The organism is Streptomyces sp. So13.3 (assembly GCF_005860785.2).
Classification (GTDB): Bacteria; Actinomycetota; Actinomycetes; order Streptomycetales; family Streptomycetaceae; genus Actinacidiphila; species Actinacidiphila fildesensis.
This window is the reverse complement of sequence record NZ_CP048835.1, coordinates 2,352,872-2,365,524: the sequence shown is the minus strand read 5'-3', so window position 1 is coordinate 2,365,524 and position 12,653 is coordinate 2,352,872. Positions and strand designations below refer to the sequence as shown.

General features: G+C 72.9%; 11 protein-coding genes. 9 read left to right on the top strand and 2 right to left on the bottom strand.

The genetic code is table 11. The features are described from left to right. The first annotated feature begins 32 nt into the window (after positions 1–32). The 4 genes from C8250_RS10705 (at position 33) to C8250_RS10690 (ending at position 5,177) form a co-directional block, all read left to right on the top strand. Entirely contained in the window at positions 33–2,204 is a 2,172-nt protein-coding gene (locus tag C8250_RS10705) for an EAL domain-containing protein (RefSeq protein WP_269287806.1), read from the top strand. Between the two features lie 153 nt (positions 2,205–2,357). Further along, positions 2,358–3,614, top strand: coding sequence for an SLC13 family permease (locus C8250_RS10700; protein ID WP_138353043.1), 1,257 nt, complete (start codon positions 2,358–2,360; stop codon positions 3,612–3,614). A gap of 98 nt (positions 3,615–3,712) precedes the next feature. Beyond that, on the top strand, positions 3,713–3,886 hold the full coding sequence (locus C8250_RS10695; RefSeq protein ID WP_164299360.1) for a hypothetical protein: 174 nt from the start codon (positions 3,713–3,715) through the stop codon (positions 3,884–3,886). A gap of 115 nt (positions 3,887–4,001) precedes the next feature. Next, positions 4,002–5,177: an acyl-CoA dehydrogenase family protein gene (locus tag C8250_RS10690; protein WP_138353044.1), complete on the top strand. Its 1,176-nt coding sequence runs from the start codon at positions 4,002–4,004 to the stop codon at positions 5,175–5,177. A gap of 101 nt (positions 5,178–5,278) precedes the next feature. Here the strand turns inward: C8250_RS10690 and C8250_RS10685 are convergent, their stop codons facing one another. Then, positions 5,279–5,713: a hypothetical protein gene (locus tag C8250_RS10685; protein ID WP_138353045.1), complete on the bottom strand. Its 435-nt coding sequence runs from the start codon at positions 5,711–5,713 to the stop codon at positions 5,279–5,281. Between the two features lie 249 nt (positions 5,714–5,962). On the opposite strand from C8250_RS10685, the gene C8250_RS10680 reads away from it, so the two are divergent. The 5 genes from C8250_RS10680 (at position 5,963) to fxsA (ending at position 11,983) form a co-directional block, all read left to right on the top strand. Then, entirely contained in the window at positions 5,963–6,403 is a 441-nt protein-coding gene (locus C8250_RS10680) for an Lrp/AsnC family transcriptional regulator (protein WP_138353046.1), read from the top strand. A 30-nt stretch (positions 6,404–6,433) separates the two neighbouring features. Continuing rightward, positions 6,434–8,062 (top strand): amidohydrolase, encoded by a 1,629-nt coding sequence (locus C8250_RS10675; RefSeq protein WP_138353047.1) that lies wholly within the window; start codon positions 6,434–6,436, stop codon positions 8,060–8,062. Positions 8,063–8,886: 824 nt separating this feature from the next. Then, on the top strand, positions 8,887–10,509 hold the full coding sequence (gene lnt, locus C8250_RS10670; RefSeq protein WP_244809809.1) for an apolipoprotein N-acyltransferase: 1,623 nt from the start codon (positions 8,887–8,889) through the stop codon (positions 10,507–10,509). Next, a complete protein-coding gene (locus tag C8250_RS10665) occupies positions 10,506–11,297 on the top strand; it encodes a polyprenol monophosphomannose synthase (RefSeq protein ID WP_138353049.1) in 792 nt (263 codons plus the stop codon). The genes lnt and C8250_RS10665 overlap by 4 nt, the downstream gene beginning before the upstream one ends. Positions 11,298–11,389: 92 nt before the next feature. Beyond that, positions 11,390–11,983 carry an FxsA family membrane protein gene (gene fxsA, locus C8250_RS10660; RefSeq protein ID WP_138353050.1) on the top strand — a complete coding sequence of 198 codons (594 nt, stop codon included), beginning with the start codon at positions 11,390–11,392 and terminating at the stop codon, positions 11,981–11,983. Positions 11,984–12,052: 69 nt separating this feature from the next. On the opposite strand, the gene C8250_RS10655 is transcribed toward fxsA, so the two are convergent. Next, positions 12,053–12,427 carry an RNA polymerase-binding protein RbpA gene (locus C8250_RS10655; protein ID WP_138353051.1) on the bottom strand — a complete coding sequence of 125 codons (375 nt, stop codon included), beginning with the start codon at positions 12,425–12,427 and terminating at the stop codon, positions 12,053–12,055. Positions 12,428–12,653 lie beyond the last annotated feature (226 nt).

Here is a 12,653-nt window from a genome sequence, read left to right as displayed (position 1 = left end):
AGCCGGCGGGGACCGGGGACTCCGGCCTGCACCTGGCCGGAGGCACCGGGCAGGACGCCACCGGGGACACCGCGCTGGACGCACGGGCCGACGGCCTGCGGCGGTTCGCCACCATCTGGAGCCGTGCGATCTACCCGGCCACCGCGACCTCGATGACGCGCGCCGAGTTCGAGGAGTACCTGCTCCCGCTGGCCCGCGGTCTCGACGAGGCGCTGCGGGCCACTCCGTTCGACCCGCGCCCGGCCTTCGAGGTCGGATCCGCGCTGGTCGCCGCGCACTGCACCGACCCCGAGGTGCTGCCCAGCATCCTGCGGGTGGTCGACGCGTACCTGGTGCTCTACTGCCCGCCGGAGGACCTGCCGGCCGACGAGAGCCGGTCCCGCTGCGCCCGGCTGCAGCACGCCATCGCGGCCGGGTTCGCCCGCGCGCTGGTCGAACGCACCCGCTACGAGCAGGAGGCCATCTCCCGGGCGGCGATCTCCGCCCGGGCGGAGGCGGAGACCGCGCTCCAGGCCAGCGAGGCCCGCTTCCGCGCGGTCTTCGAGGGCGCCGCGGTCGGCATCGGGATCGCCGACCTCGACGGCCGGATCCTGGAGCTCAACGGCGCGCTGACCCAGATGTTCGGCGGCGAGCACCACGTCCGCAACCGGAACGTCAGCGACTTCGTGCACCCGGACGACGGCGCCGACGTCTGGGGGCTGTATGGGGAGCTGGTCCGCGGCGAGCGCGACGACTACCGCATCACCAAGCCGTACTACCGCCCCGACGGCACCGCGCTGTGGACCAACCTGTCCGTGTCGCTGCTCAGGGACTCCTCGGGCGTCCCGCAGTACCAGTTGGCGCTCATGGAGGACATCACCGAGGCCCGGCTGCTGACCGAGCGGCTGCGCCACGAGGCGACCCACGACACCCTCACCGGGCTGCCGAACCGGGCGCTGTTCTTCGAACGGCTGGAACAGGCCCTGTCGCCCGGGACCGGCACCGAACGCCTCGGCCTGTGCTACCTCGACCTCGACGGCTTCAAGGCGGTCAACGACAGCCTCGGCCACGCGGTGGGGGACCGGCTGCTGGTCGCGGTCGCCGAGCGGCTGCAGGCGTGCGTGACCGCCCCGGACCAGCTGGTCGCCCGCATCGGCGGCGACGAGTTCGCCGCCCTGATCGTCGATCCCGCCACCCAGGGTGAGGTCACCGATCTGGCCGACCGGATCCTGGCCGCGCTGTCCACCACGGTCCGTCTCGACGGCCGTGAACTGCCCGTCCACGGCAGCATCGGCATCGTCGAGGGCCCCACCGGCACCCGCGGCGCGGCGGACGTGCTGCGCAGCGCCGACATCACGATGTACCGGGCCAAGGCCGCCGGCGGCAACCGCTACGAGGTCGCCGACCCGGACTCCGACGCCCGCGCGATCACCCGGCACGGTCTGACGAACCGGCTGCCGACCGCCCTGGAGCGCGGCGAGTTCTTCATCGAGTACCAGCCCCTCATCCGGCTGGCCGACGGCAGCGTCCAGGGTGCGGAGGCGCTGGTCAGATGGTGCCACCCGCTGCACGGCGTGCTCGGGCCCGACCAGTTCATACCGCTGGCGGAGAGCACCGGGCAGATCGTCCCGCTCGGCCGCTGGGTGCTGCAGGAGTCCGCCCGGCAGGCGCGCGAATGGCAGCGCCGGAGCGCCGACGGCCTCCCGGTCCGCGTCAACGTGAACCTGTCCCCGTGCCAGCTGTACCATCCGGGGCTCGTCGACGAGGTCGCCGCCGTCCTGGAGGAGACCGGGCTGGACCCCACCGCCCTCTGCCTGGAGGTCACCGAGAGCGCCCTGATCGGCGCCGACGAGGACGCCCTCAAGCCGCTGCGCCGGCTGGTCGACCTGGGTGTCGACATAGCGCTCGACGACTTCGGCACCGGCTACTCCAACCTGTCGTCCCTGCGCTGGCTGCCGATCAGCAACCTCAAGCTCGACCGGGCCTTCACCCGGGGCATCCGGCAGCACCCCGCCGACCCCGTCGACCTCAAGATCGTCGAGGGGATCGTCTCCCTCGCGCACACCCTCGGCCTCACCGTGACCGTCGAAGGGGTGGAGACCCGCACCCAGGCGGAGCATCTGGGACTGCTCGGCTGCGACACCGCCCAGGGCTGGTACTACGCCCGGCCGGGGCCGCCGGACCATCTCCACACCCTGACGCTGTGCGACGCGATGAGCGCCTGACGGCGGCCCGCGAGAACGTCACGGAGGACTCACCGGTCCTGGCATCAGGACCTGTCGGCGGCGTGGTGCATGCTGGCTCCTGACCCCGCCATGTGTGCGCCCGCTACCTGCGGCTTCGCCATATGACCGCCGTAAGCCCCGTGGAGACCGACCCTGAGCAGCACCGCCGCCGAGATCCTGTCCGTCGTCCTGCTCCTGCTGGTCCTCGGGTTCGCGGTGGCCCGCCCGCGCGGCTGGCCGGAGGCGGCCGCGGCGGTGCCGGCCGCGGTGCTGGTGACCGCGACCGGCGCGGTGCCGTGGCAGGACGCCTGGGACCAGACCAGGGAACTGCTGCCGGTCGTCGGTTTCCTCGCCGCCGTGCTGGTGCTCGCGGAACTCTGCGCCGACGCGGGGCTGTTCACCGCGGCCGGGGACGCGATGGCCCGCGTCTGCCGGGGCGAGCCGGGCCGGCTGCTGGCCGGGGTGTTCGTGGTGGCCTCGCTGATCACTGCCGTGCTCAGCCTGGACGCGACGGTGGTGCTGCTGACCCCGGTGGTCATCGTGACCGCCGCCCGCGCGGGCACCCGGTCCCGGCCCCATGTCTACGCGTGCGCCCATCTGGCGAACTCGGCGTCGCTGCTGCTGCCGGTCTCCAACCTGACCAATCTGCTGGCCTTCGCCGCGGCCGGGCTCTCCTTCACCCGCTTCGCGGCGGTGATGGCGCTGCCGTGGCTGGTGGCGATCGGCCTGGAGTACCTGGTCTTCCGCCGGTTCTTCGCCGCCGACCTGGCCGCCCCGGCAAGCGCCGGTGAACCGGTGCCACGGCCCGCGCTCCCGGTGTTCACCCTTGTTGTCGTCGCCCTGACCCTCGCGGGCTTCGTCGTCACCTCCCTGGCCGGGGTGAACCCCGCCTGGGCGGCGCTGGCCGGCGCGCTGGTGCTGGGGGTGCGGGCGCTGCGCCGCGGGCGGACGACCGTACGCGGCCTGGCGAGCGCGGCGAACCCGCTGTTCTGCCTGTTCGTGCTGGCACTGGGCGTCGTCGTCAAGGCCGTGGTCGACAACGGCCTGGCCGATGCGGCGGACCGGGTGCTGCCGGACGGCGCGGGACTGCCAGAACTGCTGGCGGTGGCGGCGCTCGCCGCCGTGCTGGCCAACCTGATCAACAATTTGCCGGCGGTGCTGGCCCTGCTGCCGCTCGTCGCGACGGCCGGACCCGGCCCGGTGCTCGCCGTCCTGATCGGTGTGAACCTCGGCCCGAACCTCACCTACGCCGGCTCGCTGGCCACCCTGCTGTGGCGCCGGATCCTCAGCGACCACGGCAAGGACCCCGAGCTGGGCGTCTTCACCCGCCTCGGCCTGCTGACGGTGCCCCTGACGCTGGTGGGCGCCACGACGGCCCTGTGGGCCATGCTGCGGCTGACGGGCACCTGACGGGGCCTCACAGCCGCCCGGCGGGGCTCCTCGGACGGCTCCCGGGGCGGCCCCTGGGACCGCTCAGTCCCGGCCGCCGCCGGAGACAGCCCGTACGGATGACGGACGCATACGCCGCCGCGCCCGTCGTCCACCGCGGCGCGGCGTACGCCCGGGTGCGCCCGCCGTCGGGCCGCCGCCCCCGGAAGACCCCTGATCTGTACCGGTACCGGGCCTCGCCCCGTGACGCGGAGCGCCCGATCGGGCATACTCCATCGCGCCACAGCCGCTGATCAAGCCGCGCCGAGACCCGGCGGGAGACGATCGGCATTTGGGCATCGCAAGACGTACGGCACCGCCACACCCTGGGCGGTCGCCGCCGCGCCTGACAGGGAGGAGCGTGCCGCCATGCCTCACAACGGCCCGCAGCCGGTAGACCGCCACTTGCCCACCGAGGAGGCCCGAGACCTGCTCGCCCTCACCCGCGAGCTGGCCCAGCGGGAGATCCTGCCCCGGGCCGCCGAGGAGGAGGACACCGGGCACTTCCCGCGGGACACGTTCGCCCTCATCGGCGAGGCGGGGCTGCTCGGCCTCCCGTATCCGGAGGAGTACGGCGGCGGGGGACAGCCCTACGAGGTGTACCTGCAGGTCCTGGAGGAGCTGGCGGCCGCCCGGCTCACCGTCGGCCTCGGAGTGAGTGTCCACACCCTCGCCTGCCACGCGGTGGCGCACTTCGGCACCAAGGAGCAGCGGGCCGAGCACCTGCCCGCCATGCTCGGCGGCGCGCTCCTCGGCGCGTACTGCCTCTCCGAGCCCGCAGCGGGCTCCGACGCCGCGTCCCTGAACACCCGCGCGGTCCTCAAGGACGGCGACTGGACCATCGACGGCACCAAGGCGTGGATCACCCACGGCGGCGTCGCCGACTTCTACACCGTGCTCGCCCGCAGCGGCGCCGAGGGCCCGCGCGGCATCACCGCGTTCCTGGTGCCCGCGGACTCACCGGGCCTGACCGCCGCCCAGCCCGAGCGGAAGATGGGCATGAAGGGCTCGCCCACCGCCCAGGTCCACTTCGACGGCGTGACCGTCCCGGACAGCCGGCGGGTCGGCGAGGAGGGCCAGGGCTTCTCCATCGCGCTGTCCGCGCTCGACTCGGGCCGGCTCGGCATCGCGGCCTGTGCCGTCGGGGTCGCCCAGGGCGCCCTCGACGAGGCGCTGGCCTACACGCTGGCCCGCAAGCAGTTCGGCCGTCCGCTCGTGGACTTCCAGGGGCTGCGCTTCATGCTCGCCGACATGGCCACCAAGATCGAGGCCGGCCGGGCGCTCTACCTCGCCGCGGCGCGGCTGCGCGACGCCGGCCGGGACTTCTCGCGGCAGGCGGCGATGGCCAAGCTCTTCTGCACGGACGCCGCGATGCAGGTGACCACCGACGCCGTCCAACTCCTCGGCGGCTACGGCTACACGGTGGACTTCCCCGTCGAGCGCTACATGCGCGAGGCCAAGGTGCTGCAGATCGTCGAGGGCACCAACCAGATCCAGCGCATGGTCATCGCCCGGCACCTCGCAGGACCGGAGAGCAAGCCGTAGTCCGCAGAGCGAGCCCTGGTCCGGAGGGCGAGCCGTAACGCCGCGCCGGTGCCGCGCCCCCCGGGGACGCGGCACCGTATCGCAGGCGGTCGCCGCCGGGTTCAGGCCGCGCGCTGGCGCGGCACCCGTACCGGACGGGACTCGGGGCCGTACGCGTGAGAGAACGGCTGGGTGCGCCAGTCGAGTCCGGCCGGCAGCGTCAGCAGGGTGGCGAGCTCCTCACCGGTGTACTCCATGCCGTCCACCTGCTGCGCGTCCCGCAACGCGCGCCCGGAACCGGCACAGACGGTGAGGCCGAACGGATTCCACGGCGTGGGGCACAGCGCGTGCTCCGGCAGCACCTCCTCGCCCTCGAACAGCGCGATCGGCCGCGCGCAGTCCGGGCAGTGCACCCGCAGGATGTCGTAGACCTCGTCGTCGAACGCCTCCTCGGCGTCCAGGGCGGCGGCTTCGAGCGCCTGGGCGGCGCGTTCGTCGTCCTCCTCGAGTACGGGCTGCGTACGTTCGCTGCGGCTGGGCCGCACATGGGTGCGCATAGTGGGATCCCCCTTGGATGAACGCCCGTTCGACGGGCCCGCCGGGCACGACGGCCACGGCCATAGCGAGCACTTCCCGCCCGGCGCGCCCGATAACCGTGGCGGCCGCCACCATGGGGTGCATCCGGTGTGGCCTTCGTCACATCCGGCGCCGTTCCGGGCGTGCGCGCGCCGGGAGAACGCCCTCCCGCCCCGGCGTGCCCCCTGCCCGCTGTGCCGGAGGCCCTCCGGGGCAGTAAGTTGACCGCCGTGGAGGAGCTGGATCAACAGATCGTGGAACTTCTCGTCGCCGATGGGCGGATGAGCTACACCGACCTGGGCAAGGCCACCGGCCTGTCCACCTCGGCGGTGCACCAGCGGGTGCGCCGTCTGGAGCAGCGCGGGGTGATCCGCGGCTACGCCGCGATCGTCGACGCCGAAGCGGTCGGACTCTCCCTGACGGCGTTCATCTCGATCAAACCGTTCGACCCGAGCGCGCCGGACGACATCGCGGAGCGCCTCGCCGAGGTACCGGAGATCGAGGCCTGCCACAGCGTCGCGGGGGAGGAGAACTACATCCTCAAGGTCCGCGTCGCGACCCCCGGCGAGCTGGAGCACCTGCTCGCCCGGATCCGCACCCTGGCCGGGGTCTCCACCCGCACCACCGTCGTGCTGTCCACTCCGTACGAGGCCAGGCCCCCGCGCATCTGAGCGCTCCGGGCAGGGGAGAGACTGTCCCTCATGAACGAGCGCACCCCTTCCACCACCGTGCTGCTGCGCGGCGGAACCGTCTACAGCCCCGCCGACCCCTTCGCCACGGCCATGGTCGTGGAGGGCGGCACCGTCGCCTGGGTGGGATCCGAGGGCGCCGCCGACTCCTTCGTGGACGGCGTCGACGAAGTGGTCCACCTCGACGGCGCGCTCGTCACCCCCGCGTTCACCGACGCGCACGTCCACACCACCGCGACCGGGCTGGCGCTCACCGGCCTCGACCTCACCGCCGCCGGCTCCCTCGCCGACGCGCTCGCCCGCACCGCCGCGTTCTCCCGCGACCGCCCCGGCGACCGGGTGCTGCTCGGCCACGGCTGGGACGAGTCGCGCTGGCCCGAGCGGCGGACGCCGTCCCGCCAGGAGCTGGACGAGGCGGTCGGCGGCCGGCCGCTCTACCTGACCCGGGTCGATGTGCACTCCGCCGTTGTCACCACCGCGCTGCTCGACCTGGTCCCCGGCGTGCGCGACCTGCCGGGGTACCACCCGGAGGGCCCGCTCACCAGCGACGCGCACCACGCGGTGCGCCGTGCCGCGCACGCCGCCGTCACCCCCGCCCAGCGGCTCGCGGCGCAGCGCGCGGCACTGCGCCACGCCGCCTCGCTGGGCATCAGCGCGGTGCACGAGTGCGCCGGCCCCGACATCTCCTCCGAGGACGACCTCACCGGCCTGCTGGCGCTCGCCGCGGCGGAATCCGGGCCCCGGGTCTTCGGGTACTGGGCGGAGGCCGTGAAGGACGCCTCGGGGCTCGACCGGATCCGGGACCTGGGCGCCGTCGGCGCGGGCGGCGACCTGTTCGTCGACGGCTCCCTCGGCTCCCGCACGGCCTGTCTGCACGCGCCCTACGCCGACGCCCCGCACAGCGGTACCCCCTTCATCGACACCGACACCATCGCCGCCCATGTCGCCGCCTGCACCGAGGCCGGTGTCCAGGCGGGTTTCCACGCCATCGGGGACGCCGCCGTCTCCTCCGTCGTGGCCGGGGTACGGGCCGCCGCCGAACGCGTCGGCACCGACCGGATCCGGGCGCTGCGGCACCGGGTCGAGCACGCCGAGATGATGACGCCGGACACCATCGCCGGCTTCGCCGAACTCGGTCTGATCGCCTCGGTGCAGCCGGCCTTCGACGCGGCCTGGGGCGGCGAGGAGGGCATGTACGCGGAGCGGCTCGGCGCCGAACGGGCCGGGACGCTCAACTCCTACGCCGCGATGGTGCGGGCCGGTGTGCCGCTGGTCCTCGGCTCCGACAGCCCCGTCACCCCGCTCGACCCGTGGGGCGCCGTACGCGCCGCCGCGTTCCACCGCACCCCCGGGCACCGTATCTCGGCCCGCGCCGCCTTCAACGCCCACACCCGGGGCGGCTGGCGCGCGGTCGGCCGGGACGACACCGGTGTCCTGATGCCGGGCGCGCCCGCCGACTACGTGCTCTGGCGCGGCGGCGAACTGGTGGTGCAGGCCCCGGACGAACGGGTCGCCAACTGGTCCACCGACCCGCGTTCCGGCACTCCGGGCCTGCCGGACGTGGCGCCGGACCGTGCCCTTCCGGTCGCGCTGCGTACCGTCGTGTCCGGCCGCACGGTCCACACACGGCCGAACGAGTGACCCACGGCGGCCACATGCGGCCGAACGGTGTGCCCTCGGCCTGTCGCGCCGACTCACCGGGCCCCGCACTGACCTGCTGATTTGAAGGATCATCGCAGGTCAAGTGGCTGTTGACAGCCAACGGTCGAGGGCGAGTAGGTTCGGCCGAGTCCACCACAGGACGTCGGACCGGGGACCCTCCGCGAATCCGTCGACCGCCGCTGGGCCATGGGGTGTCGCGCCGCACGTGCACGCCGCCACTGGCAGCCAGGTCCAGCGTCAGCGGCACGGAAAGCGGCTCGCTTCACGGCGAGTGCCGCCGGACGGCAGGTGTGACCCGGGAAGGGCCCGGACGCCCAGTAGACAACGGCCTTGGCGCCGACTCGCAGCCAGCGGGTCCCAGGTCGGCCCGAAGGGCGTTCCGGGCCCGTTCCGTAGCGGGCGCTCCCGCACGGCCCCGCCTCGAGCCCGGCCCCCGCGGCGGCCTGCGCGCCCGCCGGCGGATCGCCGCCCAGATGACCGGGTAAGCTTCCGGTCGTGCGTCGCGAGAATCAAGCGCGCACACCGTGCTGATCGAGAACCAAGACAGCACAAGCACCTCCAAGCTTTGCCGTACCAAACCGGGCTGGTCTCAACCCGGCTGGTGTTGATCGTGGAAGACCTGTCGGATCGCTGACCCGCAGGCATCGTGAGCCAGGAATCCCCCTGCTTGAGCTGGGGGAGGATTCAATGCACCAGCTCACCACCTGCTGCAGGAAGGCCGCGACGTGCGCCCGCGACCCGACACCGCCCCGGCCGTGGATCCAGCCGCAGAACCGGCCGCGGATCCAGCCAAGGACGCGGTCGTGGACCCGGCCGCCGATCCGGACGCGGCCCAGCCCGTGCCCGTACGTCCCGGCCGGCGCCGCCGTGCCGCGCTGGCCGCCCGCCGCGCGGCCCCCCGCAGCGCCGCCGCCGCGCTCTGCGGACTGGCGCTCGCCGCCGCGTTCCCGCCCTACGACCTGTGGCCGCTGTCGATCGCCGCGGTCGCCGGGCTGTCCGTCCTCACCCGTGGCAGGACCGCCCGGCAGGGCGCCTGGCTCGGCTTCGCCTTCGCGCTGCCCTTCTTCCTGTGGCTGCTGCTGTGGCTGCGGGTCGTCGGCTACGACGCGGTCTTCGGGCTGTCCGTGCTGGAGGCGCTCTTCATCGCCGCGCTCGGAGCCGGCCTGGCGATCACCTCCCGGCTGCCGGGCTGGCCGCTGTGGGGCGGCTGCCTGTGGGTGGCCGAGGAACTGGCCCGGGACCGGCTGCCCTTCGGCGGCTTCCCCTGGGGACGCCTGGCCTTCGCCAACACCGGCTCGCCCTACACCCCGCTGGCCGCCCTCGGCGGGGCCCCGCTGGTCACCTTCGCCGTCGCGCTGACCGGCACGCTGCTGGCCGCGGCCGTGCTCGCCGCCCTGCGGCTGCGCACCGCCGGGACCGCGCGCACCGCCCGGACGCTGCTGCCCGCCGCCGGGACCGCCGTGCTCGCGGCCGCCCTCCTCGCCGCCGGCTACGCGGTACCGGTGCCCACGGACGCCACCGACTTCGTCAAGGTGGCCATCGTGCAGGGCAACGTCCAGCAGCCCGGGATGCACTTCCTCGGCCGGCCGATGCAGATCCTGGACAACCATGTCGCGGCCACCCTCAAGCTGGCCAGGGACATCAAGGAGAAGCGCACGCCCAAGCCGGATCTGGTGATCTGGCCGGAGAACTCCTCCGACCTCGACCCGTTCAGCAACCCGCAGGCGTACGACAGGATCACCGGCGCGGTGCGGGCCGTGGGCGTCCCGGTCCTGGTCGGCGCGCTGGTCGACGGCCCGGACGCCCGGCATGTGCAGAACGAGGGCATCGTCTGGGACCCGGTCTCCGGGCCCGGCGCCTCGTACACCAAGCAGCACCCGGTGCCGTTCGGCGAGTACGTGCCCTTCCGCACCGAGCTCACCAAGGTCATCCACCGGCTCGACCAGATCCCGCGGGACTTCTACCCGGGCAGGAACACCGGCGTCCTCAAGATCGGCCCCGCCACGCTCGGCGACGTCATCTGCTTCGAGGTCGCCTACGACGAGATCGTGCACGACACCGTGAAGGCCGGGGCGCGCGCGATCATCGTCCAGACCAACAACGCGACGTACGGCCGCACCGGACAGCCCGAGCAGCAGCTCGCCATGTCGCGGCTGCGGGCCGTCGAACACGGCCGCGCCATCGTCACCGCCGCGACCAGCGGCATCAGCGCCGTGGTGGCCCCCGACGGCACCATTGAGCAGCGCACGAAGGAATTCACCCAGGATGTCCTGAGTGCCCGGATCCCGCTGCGCGACGAGCTCACGGTGGCCGACCGCGTCAGTACGGTTCCCGAGTGGACTCTCGCTATGGTGGGGATTCTGTCCTGCGCTGTCGCCATCGCGCTCGGCAGGCGCGAAGCCACAAAAGCGAAGGGGCAGCAGTGAACGAGGGCGGTGGGGTTCCCCATGGCGGAGCCCAGGGGAGGGACTTCGGTCCGCTCGGCACGGTTCTGGTCATCATCCCGACCTACAACGAAGCCGAGAACATCAAGCCGATCGTGGCCCGGGTCCGGTCCTCGGTACCCGAGGCGCACATCCTGGTCGCCGACGACAACAGCCCCGACGGCACCGGCAAGCTCGCCGACGAACTGGCTTCCGGTGACGATCACGTCCACGTGCTGCACCGGCAGGGCAAGGAAGGCCTCGGTGCCGCCTACCTGGCCGGCTTCCGCTGGGGCATCGACCAGGGATACGGCGTCCTGGTCGAGATGGACGCCGACGGCTCGCACCAGCCCGAGGAGCTGCCCCGGCTGCTCACCGCCCTCAAGGGCGCGGACCTGGTCCTCGGCTCCCGGTGGATCCCCGGCGGCCGGGTCGTCAACTGGCCCAAGTCCCGTGAGTTCCTCTCCCGCGGCGGCAGCACGTACTCGCGGATCCTGCTGGACGTGCCGATCCGTGACGTCACCGGCGGCTACCGGGCCTTCCGCAAGGAGACCCTGACCGGCCTGGGCATGGACGAGGTGGCCTCGGCCGGCTACTGCTTCCAGGTCGACCTGGCCTGGCGCACGGTCAAGGCCGGCTTCCACGTCGTCGAGGTCCCCATCACCTTCGTGGAGCGCGAGCGCGGCGACAGCAAGATGAGCCGCAACATCGTGGTCGAGGCGCTGTGGCGGGTCACCGCCTGGGGCGTGGGCTCACGGGCGAGCCGGGTCTTCGGCCGTACGTCCCGCTGAGGGCGGTCCGGCGGGGTGCGATCCGGGCGGGCGTGATCGGCGATGTCCGCCGATGATCGTGGCTTTATCCGGGCCCAGGCACAATTGACCGTATGACTACCAGCACCCCGCCCCCCGTCCGTCCCCGGCGCTCGCGCGTCCGCACCTTCGCGCCGCTCGTGGTGGCGGCCTGGGCGGTCCTGGAGATCTGGCTGCTGACGGTGGTGGCCTCGGCCACCAGCGGCCTCACCGTTCTGCTGCTGCTCGTGGCGGGGTTCGTGCTCGGCGCGCTCGTGGTGAAGCGGGCCGGGCGCAGCGCCTGGCGCAGCCTGACCGTCTCCATGCAGCCCGGTGCCCCGGGAGCCCCCGGCGCTCCGGGCATCGCCCCGTCCGGGAGCGAGGCGACCGGTGCGGCGCTCGGCATGCTCGGTGGTCTGCTGCTGATGATCCCGGGCTTCGTGTCCGACGCGGCCGGGCTGCTGTGCCTCTTCCCGCCGACCCGGGCACTGCTGCGCAAGGCGGCGGACCGCGCCCTCGGGCGCCGCAAGAGCTACGACTCCGGTTCGATCGGTGATCTGTTCCAGCAGGCGCGGGTGGCCAACGAGCAGATCCGGATCCACCGTCCCGACGGCAAGGTCATCCCCGGCGAGGTCATCCAGGGCGAGGTCGTGGACCCGGACCGCAAAAACCCCGGGACAGAGCGCTGATCGGCGCTCCGCCACGGGGCAGAAGTGTTGGGCGGGCCCGTGTGTCACCACGGGCCCGATGCCTGTTGGTCAGGCGCTCTTGCGGTTGTCGCGCGGATGCACCGCGATGTTCATCGCTCCGGACCTCAGGACGGCCAGCCTCTCGGCCAGCACCTCCTCGAGTTCCTCGAGCGTGCGCCGCTCCATGAGCATGTCCCAGTGCGTGCGCGCGGGCTTGGTTTCCTTCTTCTCCGGGCCCTCTCCGTCCACCAGAAGTGCGATGGTGCCGCATGCACGGCACTCCCACTCCGACGGAATCTCGGCCTCAACCGAGAACGGCATCTCAAAGCGATGTCCGTTCCGGCATGCGTACTCAACGGTCTGGCGAGGTGCCAGATCGATACCACGGTCGGTCTCGTAGCTAGTGGCCCCGAGTCGCGTACCGCGGAGAGCTCGCTCACTCATGAATCGTGCCTCCCGGGCTTTGTCGCCCACAGGACAGGTGTCGCTGTCGTCGTCATCCGGTCAACGTCCGGTCGGCGGTGAAGATTCCCGTTGAGGGACATGCGCCCGCCCGTCGCCCACCGCCACCCTTTCTAGGAGGGCGCTGCGCGCCGCGCTTTTTCCTACCGTCGTGCCGCCCCTGTTTGTACCCACCATTGACCGTTTTGTCACATCTGTTACCAGATGT